The sequence below is a fragment of the Aeromonas sp. R2-4 genome (assembly GCF_040908365.1).
Classification (GTDB): domain Bacteria; phylum Pseudomonadota; class Gammaproteobacteria; order Enterobacterales; family Aeromonadaceae; genus Aeromonas; species Aeromonas veronii.
Genome location: NZ_JBFODO010000045.1, coordinates 76360 through 92093 on the forward strand (window position 1 = coordinate 76360; position 15734 = coordinate 92093).

The window sequence follows — 15734 nt, forward strand, 5'->3', positions numbered from 1 at the left end:
GTTTTTTTATCTCTGCAATCGGCGGATGGGCGATTAGCTGGCGCTCTGGCGCACCTTGGCGGCGATCTGGTCGAGCAGCTGTTGCCAGCCCTGACCCAGTTCGTTCACCAGCGCGTTATAGCCATCGGCCGGCAGTACTCGCTCCTGACGGAAGGGGGCATCGCGCAGCACGGTGCCATCTTCCGCCAGCAGGCGCCAGCGGCCGCTCAGCACGGCGCTGCCGTCATGACGGCCCTGAAAGCGCTCCACCAGAATGGTCAGCACCGGCCCCTTGCGGGCGCCATCCTGCCGTACCACCCAGCCCGGCAGGCGGGTGGAGAGGCCATTGAGGGTGAGCTGGTTGAGCTGATCGTCCAGCGCACCGGCCCAGCGATGGTACTCGGTGAAGTGCAGCTCTTGCCCTTCCAGCTGATAGACCAAACTGATCCGGTCGAGCTGGCTGGCCAGCGCCACCGGGCGCAGCACCAACTGGTGCTGCGGTTGGGCCGGGGCCGTCACGGGTTGCTGGCTGTCGGCATCGAGCGAGTAGTAGTGCAGGCTTGGCTGGCTGCTGCAACCCGCCAGCAGGCCCAACAGGGCCAGCGTCAGGATCTCTTTTTTCATTGTTTGCCTCGCTTGGGCTCAGGGTCCGATGGATGCGCGCGATCGAAGATCAGTGAGCTGGGCTGCTCGTTGAGGGAGTGCACCAGCGGCTGCAGTTCGCGCATCAACTGATTGAGGGTCTGCACCGACTGACGCAGGTCCTGATTGGTCTGCGACTGGGCATCATAGGCCTGCAAGGTCTCCTGCAACTGCTTGAGGCTCTCGTTGAGCGAGGCGGGCAGCTGCTGGGTGGAATCCTTGGCGGTGAGCTTGTTCAGGTTGGCGCTGACTGCACTGATGTTCTTCAGGGTGCCATCCAGGGTGGTGAGTGACCCGTTGACCTTGGTCAGGGTGGTTGCCATGTCCATGTCGACAAACTTGTCGAGGATGAGGTTCACCTTGCGCTCGATCTGATCCAGCCCGCCCTGCACGGTGGGGAAGACCTGATAACCGGCCAGCTTGGCCTGTTCGAAACGTGGCGCGTCCGGATAGAAGTTGAGGTCGATGATCTTGCCGCCGGTCAGCAGGCTCGAGGTCTTGAGGCTGGCACGCAACCCCTCCTTGAACTGCTTGCCGAACAGGGCACGCCACTGATCCTTCTCCGCCTTGGCATAGCGGTGGGAGAGGCGCTGCACCTCGATGCGGGCCAGCACCGGTATCTGGCGGCTCTTGAAGATCTGCACGCCCTTGTCCTCAATGAGGTAGGGGGCGGAGATGACGGTACCGACCCGAATGCCGCGATACTGCACCGCCGCGCCCGGGTGCAGGCCACCCACGTTGTCATCGAACAGGAAGACGTAGTCGATGAACTGATCCAGACTACCGGCCAGCACGCTCGCCTCATCCTGGAACAGGGTGAACCCTTCCATCTGTTTGACCGGTTCGCCAGGGGCCCAGCCGGGTGGCAGACCCATGGTGATGCCGCCATCGATCAGGCTCTCCAGCGAATCCATCTTCACCTTCATCCCCTCGCTGCTCATGGAGACCTCGAAGCCTGGGGTCATCCAGAAGCGGGAGTTGCTGCTCACCAGAATGTCATAGGGGGCGTGGATGAAGATTTGATACTGCATCTCGCTCTTTTCCGGCAGGAACTTCGCCTCTTCCACCTGACCTATGGTGAAGCCCTGATAGTTGATGGGGGAGCCTTCCCCGAGCGCGCGGGTGTCGCGACTGCTGAGGGTGAGACGCAGCCCCTTGGCATCGAGGGAGGCGAGCGGCGGTTTGTCCAGCATGGCGTACTCGTCCCGCGCCCGACCTTTCTTGCCGGGGGCGAGCTCGATATAGGCGCCGGAGAGCAGGGTGCTCAGACCCGATACCCCTTCACGGCCCACTCTGGGCTTGACCACCCAGAACTGGCTGTCACCGCGCAGCATGCCGGAGGCGGCATTGGTCAGCCGTCCTTTCAGCACCGCATGGCTGTAGTCATCGCTCAGCTCGACGGCCTCGATGCGGCCGACGTCCACTTCGCGGGAACGGATCACCGTCTTGCCAGCGACTATGCCCTCGGCAGTGGCGACTGTCAGGGTGAAGCTGGGGCCCTGGGAGTACCAGTGCTGGAACAGCATCCAGAGACCGATGAACAGCGCCAGCAAGGGCACCATCCAGATTGCGGCGGCAGAGCTCAGAAAGTCAGAGCCCGGTTTCCACCTTTTTTTACGCTCACTCACGTTCGCGTTCTCCTTGTTGTAAATCCCAGATCAGGCGGGAGTCGAAACTCATGGCGGCGACCATGGTGATCAGCACTACACCTGCAAATGCGACGGCCGCAGGGCCGGGATAGATGGTCATCAGATTGTCGAGCCGGATCAGGCCCGCCAGAATGGCCACCACGAAGACGTCGATCATCGACCAGCGTCCGACAAATTCGGTCATGCGATAGAGTTTTAGCTTGCCGAGGGGGGAGGTGACATTGCCGCGCTGCACCATATAGCAAAGCCAGAATAGCGCCAGTATTTTCACCAGCGGCACCACCACGCTGGCGAAAAAGATCACCGCCGCTATGGGGTAGGAGCCCATGGCCCAGAGCAGCACCACACCGCCGAGGATGGTGGAGGGGCTGTCATCACCGAGAAACACCGTATCCATGATGGGATAGACGTTGGCCGGAATGTAGAGAATGGCGGAGGTAAACAGCAGCGCCCAGGTGCGGTTCAGGCCGCCCGGCTTGCGCGCATGCAGCTTGCCGCCGCAGCGGGAGCAGCTGTGGCTACCCACCTCGCTCAGGGCGCCACAGATATGGCAGCCCACCAGACCTGATTCCAGCGCACCCGCTTCCGGGTCGATATCCCGCGCCTCGGTAGGGCCGAACAGCCGCTGCCACAGCCACATCTGATCCAGCGAGGAGATCATCTTGATTAGCAGCACCGTGTAGCCGACGAAAGCCCAGAATGACAGCCCCATCTTGATGTCGGCCATTCCCATCAGCTTGACCAGCGAGATGAGCACCCCCACCAGAAAGACATCCACCATCAGCCAGGGTTTGATCCGGCAGAGCAGACGGCCGAGGGAGCGCAGGGCATTGCTGTGCAGATCTTTATCGATCCGCCACAGCACCAGCATGATGGAGCTCATATAAACCAGCGGCAGGCCGATCAGGGTCAGGCTCAGTACCGCGCCGAGAAACAGATAGCCCTCATCCACCAGGGTGGTGATGCTCTGCAAAAAGGTCATCTCTTGGCCCACCCCTTTGGCCGAGAAGGACATAAAGGTAAAGGCATTGGCGAGCACGAACATGATGAGTGCCGCGAACCCGTAGGAGATCGGCAGCAGCTCCTGCTGTGGCAGGTGGCGACTCAAGGTGTGTCCGCAACGGGGGCAGCAGCTGGCCTGTCCCATCTCGAGCGGTGTGGCCGGTATCAGCAGGTCACACTCTTCGCAGGCAGTGGCATCATGGACATAGGTGGTGTGGTGTTGGTGTGAAACCGGATGCAAGATAAAACCCCAGATAAGGCCCGTGGTAGAGCCAGAGCTGGCGATTATCGCAGTTGTGCTGGTCAGCGACCAGCCCCCGGAGGCCGCTATTGCTGGCGGGAGTGAGAATGACTTTGACAAGCCAGTGCCCATTTAGCACAATCAAACGCCACTTTTTTTCCGCGGGACAATAATTTATGACAACTGAATCCCCCAGCTACTCCACGATTGAGCAAGCCTTCTCCCTCGGGAACGGGCAAGATTCTGCCCTCAACTGGTTGCGCAAGAATCGCAGTCAGGTCGCTATTTTTCTGGTGAGCGGCATCAAGCTGGAAGGCACCATCAGCGGGTTCGACCAGTACAGCGTGCTGCTGACCGATGCTCATGGTAACCAGCAGCTGGTCTACAAGGCCAAGATCTCCACCATCGCCATGCACACCGGCCGTCCGCAGGTGAATATCCAGCGTGCTCGCAAGCCGCGTGTCTCCATGGCGCCGCGCCCCCACGGTGCGCCGGGTCGTTATGACGACAATCAGGGCGGCGGCAACAACGAGTAATCGTCTGCCTCACACTCCCCGTTGACGCGCCCTGCGTCAGCGGCTGACGGAACCTGCTCTCATTTTCATTCATGTCCCGTATGAGAGCCGGTTCCGGTTATCGCCCCTTGCAGGGCGATATTTTTTCAGCACTACGCCGTTATGCCGACTGGTTGACCCTCTTTGACCATGCAGGTCTGCATACCCGCCGCCTCTCCGGCCTGAACCCCGATACCGGTATCTTCAAACACCAGACAGCCTGATGGCTCGACCCCCAGCTTGCTGGCGACCAGCAGGAAGGTGTCCGGATTGGGCTTGTGCAGCTCCACATCGTCTGCGGTGACCACCACGGAGAAGTAGCGATCCAGCCCGGTGTTGCGCAGCACCGCTTCGGCGTTGACGCGGGGCGAGCCGGTGCCGATCCCCATCGGGATGACGCCATGATAGCGCTCGACCAGCGCCTGCATGGCCGGAAAGACGGTCGCCTTGTGCAGGTTGGCCACATAGTGGGCGGTCTTGCAGCGGGTGACTTCGAGCGGATCGAGGGGGATCTGCTGCTCCTGTGCGACCTGCAGGGCTATCTTGCGGCTCGGCATGCCACCAAGCTCGTAGAACCAGTCGGCGTCGAAGTGAAAGCCAAACTCGCGGGCGGTATGTTCCCAAGCGGCGAGGTGCAGCGGCATGGAGTCGACCAGGGTGCCATCAAGGTCAAAGACCAGGCCTTGGAATCCGGAAAGCGTCATGGTGCGGGTCAGTCTCTGAAAAAAGGGAGCCCATTCTAGCCAGTGGTTCTCTGCCTCGCCATCACCTAGCTGGTGAGAAACGCTTGCCCCCACATTTGTGACTGAAAATAGACGGGGGTGAGCTGGGCCGGATCGAGTTGATATTTGGGGGCAAGCTGTTCCAGCAGGGCCCAGTTACCCTGTTCATAGGTGCTGACCAGCTGAAACAGATGAAAGAGTGGCCCTTCGTGCAGTTCGATGGCGCGCTGCACGCTCTTGGGCAGGTGGGCCATCAGCGGCTCCGACAGCAGGGAACCATCGAGCACCAGTCCCACCAGAAAGGCCCAGCTTGCCTCCGTTTTACCGAGGGCGGTGAGGGCAATCAACTCGCAGAAGCGGCCGCGGGCGATGGCCATGCGGGTGCAGGCCTCCGGCATGTGCTGGCTCACCCGGGCCAGACCGTTGATCAGCACGAACTTACGGATCTCCTGCTCCCCCAGATAGGAGAGGGCGCGGGGTACCGAGGTGATGGGGGCGGCATGGTCGAAGCCGGGGGCGTTGACGTAGGTGAGCAGCAGGCCGGGCAGCCAGGCATCCTGCTCCAGCAGGCGGGCTACCTGGGCGAAGGAAAACTCTTCGTGGCAGATGAGCTGGAGGATCTGCTGTACCAGCGCCATATCGGGCTGGTTAGCCCGCTGATTGACCAGCTCGGGACGGGCGAGAAAGCCGCCGGCAAAGAAGTCGACCCCCGCCTCCCGCAGCGGGAGAAAATCCGCCCAGGTTTCGATGTTCAGCGCCATCCGCTTGTGTTCGGTGGGCTGGCAGATCCCCTCTTCCCCCATCCAGTACACCAGCAGGCGGCTGGCGCCGAGCCAGCGTGCATCGCGATGGGCGCCATGCACGGCGAGCCGGCGCCGGCTGTCGCGCCACTGCTCCAGCACCGGGAACGAGTTGGGCTGGCGTTCGCTGGAGGCTTCAACCAGCGGGATCGCGTCCTGATCCAGCAGCATGGGACGCTGTTCATCGAGCTGTTCGTGGGTGAAGGGCACCAGATATTGACGCCCCTGCGCCAGCAGGCGGCAATGTTGCGCCAGTGAAGGCCATTCGGCCGGTGAGCTGAGCTGATAGTCGATGCCGTAGGCCACCAGAGCCAGGCGACGATTGAAGATAGGGTAGCGACGCAACAGCATGGGATCACCGATAGGCCAGAGTGTGGGCCCTCCCTTGTGACTTGGCGTGGTAGAGCGCCTGGTCAGCCTGTTCGGTCAGGGTCTGCCATGCTCCGTCCTGGGAGGGAACCAGATAGCTAAAGCCTATGCTAACCGTAATGAAATCAGCAACCCGCGAGGCGGGATGGGGCATTTTCAAGCGGGCAAGACCATCGTGGATCCGCCCGGCCAGCTGTTCGGCCTCACCGGGTTGGGGGGCGCAGAGCAGAATGACGAACTCCTCGCCGCCGTAACGGGCGACCAGATTGGTGCAGCGCCGTTCAGCATCCCGCAGCACATGGGCCACCTGTTGCAGGCAGAGATCCCCCTTGGCATGGCCGAAGTGGTCGTTGTAGGCCTTGAACTCGTCGACGTCGATCATCAATACCGCCAGCAGGTTCTGGGTGCGCCGTGCCCACTCCCACTCCCGCTGCATGGTGATGTCCCACTGGCGCCGGTTGGCGATGCCGGTGAGGGGATCTTCCAGCGACAGCAGGGAGAGGCGGTGATTGGCCTCCTCCAGCGCACGGTTGGTCTCGGCCAGCTGCATGGTGCGTTCGGCGACCCGGGCCTCCAGCTGGCGGTTGAGGGTTTCCAGCTGCTCCTGAGTACGCTGGCGGATCAGCAGTTGTGACAGGATGGCGGCGTACTGTTTGAAGATCTCGCTCTGATAGGCTTTGAGCGGACGGTGCCAGAGCAGGTTGTCGGCGGCGATCCAGCCGATGGGGGTAGTGCCATCCCATAGCGATACCATGGCGTTCCAGCCACGGCCCACCTGCTGCTTCTCGTAGTAGAGGGGGGTATCTTCCATCACCAGCACGTAGTCCTTGCGCCTGAGCGCCTCTTGCACCGTGGGGTGATCCGGAATGGGGCTGATGAAGTTATGTTCATCCATCAGCTCGCCCTCTTCGCTGGTGCCCCAGGTGCCGCGCATGGTTTTGCCATCGGGTTCGATCAGGAAGATGGCGACCCGATCGAATTGCAGCTCCTTGCGGGCCAGCAGCACGGCATCCCGCAGCAGATCGTTCTCGCTGCGACTGCGGGAGAGGGTGACGCTGACCATGTGCAGCGCCTGCAACATGGTGAGGAAGGAGCCCTGCAGTGCCTGACTCTGTACCAGATCGGTCTGGGTATGGAGCCGCTGGTCCCGCTCCTGATTGACCTGGCTGGAGAGCAGGTGATTGCTGAGCTCGGCAGTCAGATAGTGGATAAGGAGCTGGATGCCCTGACGCTGGTGGGAGGAGAGGCGATCGATGCGGCGGCGGGTCTCCAGATAGATGACCCCTTCCAGTTTCATGTGACGCTTGAGAGGGAAACAGGCGCGTAACTGCGGCTGGGCGGGCTCCACATTTTCGCCGGGATCCGGCGGAGGCTGGAGTTGTTCGATCACCAGTTGTCCCTTCTCCATCGCCTTGTCGATCAGGTGGTGGGGCAGGGTCAGTTGACCGAGATGGGCGAGATCAAGCGTGGTCAGCCCCTGATCGAGCTGAAAGCTGTAGAGCTGCGGTTCGGGGGCTTTTAGCCAGAGGTAGAGGCGTTCGGCATCGGTCTTTTCACGGATGGTGGCGAGGCTCACTTCGCATAACTGAGCGAAGTTGGTGAAGTGTTCCGGGTCCCATTCCTGCATACCAATATCCCTTGGATTGTACCCAAGCGAGTATAGACATATTTCTCCTTGATTAATATGTCAGAAAGGAGAGATGGCGCACATAATGGTTGCTTTAAGCCATTCCGGTGGAGACATTCACTGCGTTCTCTGTCAATCGTGGCTAGAACTGTGTGCCATAGCGGTATATATGGCAGCTTGTAGGGCGGGGTGTTTGGCAAAAAAGAGCCCGCACGATGGCGGGCTCTCTGATAGATCAGACGATTCTGCGTGGCTTATTCTGCCTTGGGGGCAGCCTCAGCGGGTGTTTCACTGCTATCGGCTGGCGCACTCTCGGCCGCCGGGGCTTCCGGTGCCGGACCCGGCACCAGATCCACTGCCGGTTTGGCGATAAGGGAACGGGTCTCTTCCACCGCTTCGGTTAGTTTGACCTCGATGATCTGGCCGAGCTCATAAACCACCTCGGTCTTGTCCAGATAGACGCGGCCGTTGTCCCAGTTGCACTCCAGCCGATCCTTGTTGTCGAGAATATGGCGGGCAGGCAGGAAGACCACGGCGCCGTTCTCCTGCAGACGCAGCTTGAGACCGGCACGCATCACGTCGATGATCTCGGCGTTGAACACCTGATCGGTGCCAGCGGCGGCTTTCAGGTAACGGACATAGAGCCAGTCGCCGATATCACGCTCCACCATGCGGTGCAGACGGCGGCAGGCGGTCAGATGCTCGGTGAGCTCGGTGCTCGGGCGCTCACCCGGGGTCTTGCCGGCGATAACCGCTTTGAGCAGACGATGGTTGACCATATCGCCGTATTTACGGATCGGGGAGGTCCAGGTGGCGTAGGCATCCAGACCCAGACCGTAATGGGCGCCCGGTTCGGAGGACATCAGCGCATAGCTCTGGAAGCGGCGGATCTTGCCGTCCAGCCAGCGGGTGTCGAGGTTGTCGATCCAGCGGCGCAGGGCGCAGAAGCCGGAGAGGCTGGCGATCTCGTCGCGCTCGAACGGGGCTTCGGCACTTTTCAGCAGGTCGATGGCGCCGTCGAGGGACTCTTCGTCAAAGCCGGTGTGAACGTTGAAGATGCCGTAACCGACGCTCTTGCCCAGCACGCGACCGGCGCAGATGTTGGCGGCGATCATCGACTCTTCCACCATGCGGTTGGCGATGCGGCGCGGCTCGACGTGGATAGCCAGCACTTCGCCATTCTCGCCCAGCTCGAAGTCGTAGTCGGGACGATCCGGGAATACCAGCGCATGCTCGGTGCGCCACGCGATGCGTGCTTCGGTCATCGCCTTCATCAGCGGCAACTGGGCCAGTACGCCTGCGTCGATAGACAGCTCTTTGCCATGCTCGGCCCAGTCGGAGACGTCGTCATAGTTGAGACGGGCGTGGGAGCAGATGCGGGCGGCGAAGAACTCGGTCTCCTCCAGTAGCAGACCATCTTCGGCGATCAGCAGACGGGCGCACAGGGTATTGCGCTCCTCGCCCTCTTTCAGGGAGCAAAGCTCGTCGGAGAGGGTGCGCGGGATCATCGGCACGTTGCGGCCTGGCATGTAGACGGTAAAGGCGCGCTGGGCGGCCTCTTTGTCCAGCTCGCTCCCTTCGGCCACATAGGCGGTCGGGTCAGCGATGGCGACCAGCAGCTCCCAGCCGTTGTCCAGCTTGGTGATGGCCAGCGCATCGTCCATATCCTTGGTCTTGGCACCGTCGATGGTGAAGAAGGGGACTGCGGTCAGATCGCGACGGGGCAGCTCTTCCTCTTCGATCACCTTCCACTCCGGCAAATCAGCCGGCTCGACCTGGGCCAGATTGTGGCGCGCCAGCACCACCCACCAGGGCACATTGTGATCTTCCTGGGCGGCGATCTTCTGGATGATCTCGGCAGAAAAGTTGCCGTCGACCAGCGCATGGCGCTTGAGGGTCGCCACCACCCAGTCACCTTCCTTGAACTCTTTCTCATCCAGACCCTTCTTGACGCGGGCCTTGATGGCATCCTTGATCAGCGGGTGGTCGGCCACCACGTTGAGGCGGTCGCGGAACATCTTGACCCGGGCCACGAAGCGGGTGACGGACTGCTCCAGCAGGGTATCCGGCTCGGCCACTTCCTTCTCTTTTTCGGTGCGGATCAGGGCGGTCACCCGGTCACCGTGCATCACCTTCTTCATGTAGGGAGGCGGCACGAAATAGCTGGTCTTCTCATCGACTTCCAGAAAGCCGAAGCCCCGGTCCGAGGCGCGGATCACACCCTCTTTCTTCGGGATGTTTTCGCGGATTTGTTGCTTGAGCTGGGCCAGCAGCGGATTGTCTTGGAACATAAGTGAGGAACCTGAAGTGAAAACCTGGGTGGAGACCTGATGAAGGATCGCCCAGCACTATACGTTTTTAGCCCTGCAAAGCCAAGGTGAATGGCCTGTTCAGCGTGGTTTCAACTGCGATCTGGCATGGTCGATAAGCCGTTGGGAGAGCTGCTTGTGAACCCCTTTTTCCAGTACCCAGCGGTGCCAGTAGAGGCGTTCCGTCAGGACGTGGTCGGGACTGAGGTTGAGTAGTGGCCCGCCAGCCAGCTGGCCTCTTATCTGCAACTCGGGGATGAGACAATAGGCCAGCCCCTGCTCTGCCATGGCCACGAAGGCCTCTGACGAGTGGACCGTATGGCAGGGATAACCGCCCGGTTCCAGCCCGAAGTGTTCTCTCATAAAACTCACATGCATGTCATCGCGCTGATCGAACGCCACCGCAGGTGCCTTGGCCAGCGCCTCACGGGTCAGGCCATGAGGGAAGTGGCGGGCTACGAAGGCGGGGCTGGCGGTAAGCAGATAGTTCATCTCACCGAGCTCGTCGACGCAGCAACCCGCCAGCGGCTGGGGATGCAGGCTGACCGCACCAAAGGCTTGACCCTCGCGGACCTTGTCGAGGGTGCGGCTCTCGTCATCGACCAGCAGGTTGAGTTCGATGGGGTGCTGTTTCAACAAGGGGGCAATGGCGGGCAGGAACCAAGTGGCCAGGCTGTCGGCGTTCACTGCGATGCTGATCCGGATTGGCCCCTGCGGCTGGTCGGGGGCCAGCTCCCCCGCCAGTTCGAGCTCGAGCTGGTGTACCTGCCGATAGTGGGCCAGCAGTTTTTGGCCGAGTGGCGTGGCCTGCAGGGGTTGGCTTCGAATGAGTAGTGGCTCGGCAAACTGCTGCTCCAGCTGCTTGATCCGCTGGGAGATGGCCGACTGGGTGATATGGAGCGACTTGGCCGCCCGATCGAAGTTCTGCTCCTGCAGTACCGCATCCAGCGCCCGCAGCAGTTTGTAGTCCAGCTCTTTCATCTTCTCTCCCTTCCGTTGCCCAAGGGCTGACTCTACGTCACTCGGCAGGGGACAACAATGGGCGGCGGAAGGGGCGTTGCGCTGTGATTTTTGACAGTAGTGGTCAGGCCATTGAGGGAGGATACTCTCTGGTGCCGCATGGGGTAGCCCTGCGCAGATCGTAGCGACATCTTTATCCCGGGTCTGTTTTCCCGGGATTTTTTATGAGTGAACTGCCAGCACCGGTGACGGTTGCTGCAGTGGATAATGGCTGGTTTGATAATGGCCCAGCAGAGGTTGGGAGACCGCCAGCGCGAAGCGCTCATCTAGATGGAAGCGGATGCCAACGCCCCTTACCGCACCCAGATCGACTGCCTGCCGATGACCGAGCCGCTCGATGGGCAGGCCAAGTCGGCGGAAGATGCGCTCCACCGGCAGGCTGACGACGGCGACCAGCTCCCGGATCCCGTGGGCATGGGCGAAGGCATAGACCTCGCGGAAGATGACGCAAGTGAGTTCGCTGACGCCATTGCTCATGCGCGGTGCGCGCTGGGCATCGATAGCCAGACGGGTGAGTTCCCAGACATCGGGGGTGCGTGGTGCGCTTTCACCGGCAAGGGCGGTGGGGAAGATGGTGGGCAGCATATAGGCATCGGCACAGTTGAGCAGACGAATGCAGCCACACAGCCCTTGTTCGTCCTCGATCAGCACCCAATGGGTGTCTGGCGTGTCGAAGCTGTCACGCTCCAAGCCCCGATGAGACTCGACATCCCAGCCTAGCCGGTCGGAAAAGACGCGATTTCGAAAGCGATAGAGTTCATTCTCCACCTCGTTTCGTGGATGTTCTCTCAATTTTCCTTTAAAAACCAACATTATGGACCCTCTATCTTGCTATTCGCCGTTATAATCACATGTCTGGCCAAGGGGGCTTTCATATGAACAGAGACCAACTGCTTGAGTACCTCGAACATTTCACTTCGGTGACGGACGGCAATCGTCTGGCCGAACTGATCGGTCGCTTTACGCTCGGGATGGGCTATGACTACTATCGCTTCGCCCTGATCCTGCCGATGTCGATGCAAAGGCCCAAGGTGGTGCTGTTCAACCAGTGCCCCGATTCCTGGGTGCAGGCCTATACCGAAAACAACATGCTGGCGTGCGATCCGGTGATCCGGCTGGCACGCAAGCAGACGCTGCCCATTTACTGGAACCGCCTTGATGAGCGGGCCAGTTTTCTGCAGGAGGGAACCATGGACGTGATGGGGTTGGCAGCCGAGTTCGGGTTGCGTAACGGCATCTCCTTCCCTCTGCACGGTGCTGCCGGGGAGAACGGTATTCTCTCCTTTATCACGTCCGAGCGGGCTTCTAGCGACCTGCTGCTGGAGTCCTCGCCGATCCTCTCTTGGATGTCCAATTACATCTTCGAGGCGGCCATTCGGGTGGTGCGTTTCAGCATGATGGACAGTGCGGGTAAAGACCCCTTGACCGAGCGCGAGACCGAGTGCCTGTTCTGGGCCAGCGAAGGGAAGACCTCTAGCGAGATCGCCTGCATCCTCGGGATCACGGAGCGCACGGTCAATTACCATCTCAATCAGGTCACCCGCAAAACCGGCTCAATGAACCGCTATCAGGCCATTGCCAAAGGGGTTAGTACGGGGCTATTGCTGCCCAATCTGGAGCAAGTTGTGGTTACCAACTTCCCCAGATTGCTGCAGTAGGCTGAGCCCACAGGCGCAACAGATTCTCCTGCCGCACTCTGAGGGTCACAATTGTCAGATCCGGTAATTGACAAGGGCTGGAACAGCAGCGGGTATGCCGTTTTTTATTAGCAAAATGAATCAATCAGTAAATCAATGAATTTCTAAGAAGGAACCGCCATCGCTATAGTGCCGCTCATTCATCATTTCGAACGGTACTCTCCATAATGCTCGCAACGACACTGCAAGGCTTCACCATCGGTCTGGCTATGATCATCCCCATCGGCGCCCAGAATGCCTTTGTGCTGAGTCGGGGCATCCATCGCAATCACCATCTGCTGACGGCCACGCTCTGCAGTTTCTGCGATCTCACCCTGATTGCCATTGGTGTATTTGGCGGAGCCAATGTGCTGGCCGCCAGCCCCCTCGGTATGGCACTGCTCACCTGGGGAGGCGTGCTGTTTCTCGGATGGTTTGGTGGCCGTTCCCTGCTCAGTGCCTGGCGTGGCAAAGGGGAGGGGCTTGCCGATTCTGCTCAGCTGATGGGGGCCAAAAGCGTGCTGGCGATGACGCTGGGAGTTACGCTGCTCAATCCTCACGTCTATCTCGATACCCTGATGCTGCTCGGCTCCCTTGGCAGTCAGGTAAGCGAGTCCTTGCGTCCGGCCTTTGCTGCGGGTGCCATGCTGGCCTCGCTGGTGTGGTTCTACTCGTTGGCGCTGGGTGCTGCGGCACTGGCGCCCTGGCTGGCCCGCAGCCGGGTGCAGCAGGGGATCGATCTGCTGGTTGGCATCATCATGCTGAGCCTGGCTATGCAACTGGCCATAGGACGTTGAGGAAGTTAAGGCGGCAGGAATGAGCGACCGGTAACAAAAAGATGCCACTCATATGAGTGGCATCTTTACTATTGGAGGGGCTCAGACTCTGAACTGGGAGAGCAGGCGCTGTTGCAGCAGGCTGGCTTGATGGAGCGAGGAGGCGAGCTGCAGGCACTCCTGCGCCTCCTGTTCGCCGGTTCTGGCTTGCAGACTGATACCGGAGACCTTGTCAGAGGAGTGGCTCAGGGTGTGTGACAGTTGCCCGGTAGCCACGGCCACCTGCTGTACCATGTCGGCCAGTTGGTCGATGGCGCCTTCCACCTTGAACAGGATCTGCTTGGTGTTCTCGGAGTCCTGCATGCCAGACTCCACCGTCTTGAGGTTGCGTTGCATCATCAGATAGGCGGTCTCGGTCTGCTGCTGGATGCTGCTGATCACCTGGCTAATTTCGGCGCTTGATGTCGCCGTGCGATTGGCCAGGGTGCGCACCTCGTCCGCGACCACCGCAAAGCCACGTCCCATCTCCCCCGCGCGAGCTGCTTCGATGGCCGCATTGAGGGCCAGCAGGTTGGTCTGTTCCGAGATACCGCTGATGGTGGAGATGATCTGGCCAATCTGACCCGCCTGCTCCTTGAGGGAGTTGATGGCGATGGCACACTCGCTCACCTCCTGTACCACCCGCTGCATGCCCGCGCTGGCGGAGGCGACATACTGGCTGCTCTCGGTGGTCAGCTGGCGCACCTCATTGGCATTGTGGGCCGCTATGCTGCAGTTGTCCGAGATACCGGTGGCGACTTGCACCATCTGTTCACTGTCATGGTGCAGGGCCAGCGCATGTTCGGCGGTCTGGCGGCTGCTTTGGCTGATTGCCTCCACCCGGTTGACCGAGGTGTGAACGTGTTCGCTGATGTGCTGGTTGTTGTCCATGGTGGAGCTGATCATCTTCTGCAGTTTCTCGATGAAACGATCCACGCTGTTGGCCAGCGAGCCTATCTCGTCATCCCGTTGCAGGTTGATGCGGGCGTTGAGGTCTCCCTCGCCGGCGGCGATATCCTGCATTCGTTTGTCCACTTGCAGCAGCGGGGTCACCAGCTTGCGGGTCAGCCAGAAGCCGCAGAGGGTGACCATGATCAGGCTCAGCAACAGGCCACCCAGCAGCAGGGTTCGGGTCTGGCTGATGATGCCGTTGAGCTGGGCCACCTGATCCTCGACGGTAGCATCGCCGCTCTCCTCGATGGAAACCAGCTGTTGTCGCAGCTCATCGGCACTGATCTCATAGACGGACTGCTGGGCCTGATAGCTGCCGAGCGCATTGACCCACTGTCCCATCAGCTGCTGATGTCGGGCTAACAGGGCTCGATACTCTGCTGACAGTGTCTTGCCGGCAAATTCCCCGGTTCCCTCGATATCGAACAGCCCGGTGCCGAGCATGCTGTCGATCGCTTCGTGGTAGAAATCGGTCGCCTCTTTTAACTCGACCTTGATCGCCTCTGTGACTCCTTGTCTGCGCATCTTTTCCAGCGCATAGAGTTGGCGTAAAAAGCCGATGTTTGACTCCATCCCCCCGTCGGCCGCTTCCCAGCGAGTGGAGAGGCCGCTGTTCCAGCTGATGGTCTGGTCGGGGGATTGGGTCAGCGCCTCGACCGCGCCGTCGCCGATCACCTCCAGCTGGGTCGAGAGGCGGGCCATCAGATCGGCGTTGTGATGCAGGGCCTGATCCACCTCGGTATAGGCGTGATAGAGCGCCAGCAGCTTCTCTTGTTGCTGTTGATAGGCCTGCTTGTGCTGTTCCATGGTGGCAAGGGCCGCACCATCAATGAGCTGCCCCTCGCTGACCCGGGCCAGCGCATCATCGGTCGCCGCCTTGGCAGCATCGAGTTCGGCGCGATTGAGCGGGGTGCCGTTTTGCATCTTCTGAATCTGTAGCTGTTGGTTGCCCAGCTCTATGGAGCCCTCCATGGCTCCGTCGGCGGTCTGCCAGGCGGCGCCCAGTACGTAGGAGAGCAGATTGGCTAGCCGCTGGCTGCCATACCAGCCAACGACCCCCATGCCCAGCGTACAGCCGAGCAATATGGCAAGACCCAGATTGGAGGTGGTAACAATTTTCATGTGATGGCCTTCCTTGGTATCGACATTGGCACCAGTTTCGGTTCCGAACGGGTTTAGTGTAGTGGTTTATCCCCCGCTCGGGGACCGGTGCGGCGCTGAAACATCCCGTGCACTGGTTGCACCCGATCAAGCATGGTGGAAAATTGGATAAAAAGCCTCTCTGACTACGCGGGTGTTGCTGCCCTATGCTGGATACTTATCCAGTTATTCTTTATGCTATGAGCCAATTTACGAATAGTTGTATTGGTGAGGAGAG

Annotated in this window: 13 protein-coding genes; 3 read left to right on the forward strand and 10 right to left on the reverse strand. The window is 60.4% G+C overall.

What is annotated here, in order from left to right:
* Window positions 1-33: 33 nt before the first annotated feature.
* From AB5Z05_RS17610 to AB5Z05_RS17620, 3 genes are read right to left on the reverse strand one after another with little or no spacing between them, the layout of a single operon-like run.
* Window positions 34-603 carry a membrane integrity-associated transporter subunit PqiC gene (locus tag AB5Z05_RS17610; protein ID WP_368152443.1) on the reverse strand — a complete coding sequence of 190 codons (570 nt, stop codon included), beginning with the start codon at window positions 601-603 and terminating at the stop codon, window positions 34-36.
* Window positions 600-2249 carry an intermembrane transport protein PqiB gene (pqiB, locus tag AB5Z05_RS17615; protein ID WP_005335774.1) on the reverse strand — a complete coding sequence of 550 codons (1650 nt, stop codon included), beginning with the start codon at window positions 2247-2249 and terminating at the stop codon, window positions 600-602. Before pqiB ends, AB5Z05_RS17610 begins: the two co-directional genes overlap by 4 nt.
* A complete protein-coding gene (locus AB5Z05_RS17620; protein WP_368152446.1) occupies window positions 2242-3513 on the reverse strand; it encodes a PqiA/YebS family transporter subunit in 1272 nt (423 codons plus the stop codon). Before AB5Z05_RS17620 ends, pqiB begins: the two co-directional genes overlap by 8 nt.
* 176 nt (window positions 3514-3689) lie before the next feature.
* Between AB5Z05_RS17620 and hfq the strand changes: the two genes are divergently transcribed.
* Entirely contained in the window at window positions 3690-4049 is a 360-nt protein-coding gene (gene hfq, locus AB5Z05_RS17625; RefSeq protein ID WP_005335772.1) for an RNA chaperone Hfq, read from the forward strand.
* 131 nt (window positions 4050-4180) lie between these two features.
* Here the strand turns inward: hfq and AB5Z05_RS17630 are convergent, their stop codons facing one another.
* The 6 genes from AB5Z05_RS17630 to AB5Z05_RS17655 all read right to left on the reverse strand — a co-directional run bounded on the left by AB5Z05_RS17630 (window position 4181) and on the right by AB5Z05_RS17655 (window position 11727).
* The gene (locus AB5Z05_RS17630; RefSeq protein ID WP_162895446.1) at window positions 4181-4771 is read right to left on the reverse strand and encodes an HAD family phosphatase; all 591 of its coding nucleotides are present in this window, start codon (window positions 4769-4771) and stop codon (window positions 4181-4183) included.
* Between the two features lie 65 nt (window positions 4772-4836).
* On the reverse strand, window positions 4837-5940 hold the full coding sequence (locus AB5Z05_RS17635; protein WP_107682772.1) for an EAL and HDOD domain-containing protein: 1104 nt from the start codon (window positions 5938-5940) through the stop codon (window positions 4837-4839).
* 4 nt (window positions 5941-5944) lie between these two features.
* Complete coding sequence (locus AB5Z05_RS17640; RefSeq protein WP_368152449.1) at window positions 5945-7585, reverse strand: diguanylate cyclase; 1641 nt, start codon at window positions 7583-7585, stop codon at window positions 5945-5947.
* Window positions 7586-7839: 254 nt separating this feature from the next.
* A complete protein-coding gene (locus AB5Z05_RS17645) occupies window positions 7840-9876 on the reverse strand; it encodes an exoribonuclease II (protein WP_139495069.1) in 2037 nt (678 codons plus the stop codon).
* A 99-nt stretch (window positions 9877-9975) separates the two neighbouring features.
* Window positions 9976-10875 (reverse strand): LysR family transcriptional regulator ArgP, encoded by a 900-nt coding sequence (locus AB5Z05_RS17650; protein ID WP_219264725.1) that lies wholly within the window; start codon window positions 10873-10875, stop codon window positions 9976-9978.
* Between the two features lie 201 nt (window positions 10876-11076).
* A complete protein-coding gene (locus tag AB5Z05_RS17655; RefSeq protein ID WP_182963238.1) occupies window positions 11077-11727 on the reverse strand; it encodes an acyl-homoserine-lactone synthase in 651 nt (216 codons plus the stop codon).
* 62 nt (window positions 11728-11789) lie between these two features.
* Here AB5Z05_RS17655 and AB5Z05_RS17660 point away from each other — a divergent pair, with 62 nt between their 5' ends.
* On the forward strand, window positions 11790-12572 hold the full coding sequence (locus AB5Z05_RS17660; RefSeq protein ID WP_005335753.1) for a LuxR family transcriptional regulator: 783 nt from the start codon (window positions 11790-11792) through the stop codon (window positions 12570-12572).
* Between the two features lie 206 nt (window positions 12573-12778).
* The gene (gene lysE, locus AB5Z05_RS17665; protein ID WP_159164781.1) at window positions 12779-13387 is read left to right on the forward strand and encodes an L-lysine exporter; all 609 of its coding nucleotides are present in this window, start codon (window positions 12779-12781) and stop codon (window positions 13385-13387) included.
* An 81-nt stretch (window positions 13388-13468) separates the two neighbouring features.
* Here the strand turns inward: lysE and AB5Z05_RS17670 are convergent, their stop codons facing one another.
* Window positions 13469-15478, reverse strand: a complete 2010-nt coding sequence (locus AB5Z05_RS17670) for a methyl-accepting chemotaxis protein (protein WP_368152453.1) — start codon at window positions 15476-15478, stop codon at window positions 13469-13471.
* Window positions 15479-15734 lie beyond the last annotated feature (256 nt).

Bases quoted from the DNA above. Each gene is read 5' to 3' on its own strand.
- AB5Z05_RS17655 (WP_182963238.1), bottom strand. From the start codon at position 11,727: ATGTTGGTTTTTAAAGGAAAATTGAGAGAACATCCACGAAACGAGGTG.
- lysE (WP_159164781.1), top strand. From the start codon at position 12,779: ATGCTCGCAACGACACTGCAAGGCTTCACCATCGGTCTGGCTATGATC.
- AB5Z05_RS17610 (WP_368152443.1), bottom strand. From the start codon at position 603: ATGAAAAAAGAGATCCTGACGCTGGCCCTGTTGGGCCTGCTGGCGGGT.
- AB5Z05_RS17630 (WP_162895446.1), bottom strand. From the start codon at position 4,771: ATGACGCTTTCCGGATTCCAAGGCCTGGTCTTTGACCTTGATGGCACC.
- AB5Z05_RS17640 (WP_368152449.1), bottom strand. From the start codon at position 7,585: ATGCAGGAATGGGACCCGGAACACTTCACCAACTTCGCTCAGTTATGC.
- hfq (WP_005335772.1), top strand. From the start codon at position 3,690: ATGACAACTGAATCCCCCAGCTACTCCACGATTGAGCAAGCCTTCTCC.
- AB5Z05_RS17670 (WP_368152453.1), bottom strand. From the start codon at position 15,478: ATGAAAATTGTTACCACCTCCAATCTGGGTCTTGCCATATTGCTCGGC.
- AB5Z05_RS17645 (WP_139495069.1), bottom strand. From the start codon at position 9,876: ATGTTCCAAGACAATCCGCTGCTGGCCCAGCTCAAGCAACAAATCCGC.
- AB5Z05_RS17660 (WP_005335753.1), top strand. From the start codon at position 11,790: ATGAACAGAGACCAACTGCTTGAGTACCTCGAACATTTCACTTCGGTG.
- AB5Z05_RS17650 (WP_219264725.1), bottom strand. From the start codon at position 10,875: ATGAAAGAGCTGGACTACAAACTGCTGCGGGCGCTGGATGCGGTACTG.
- AB5Z05_RS17635 (WP_107682772.1), bottom strand. From the start codon at position 5,940: ATGCTGTTGCGTCGCTACCCTATCTTCAATCGTCGCCTGGCTCTGGTG.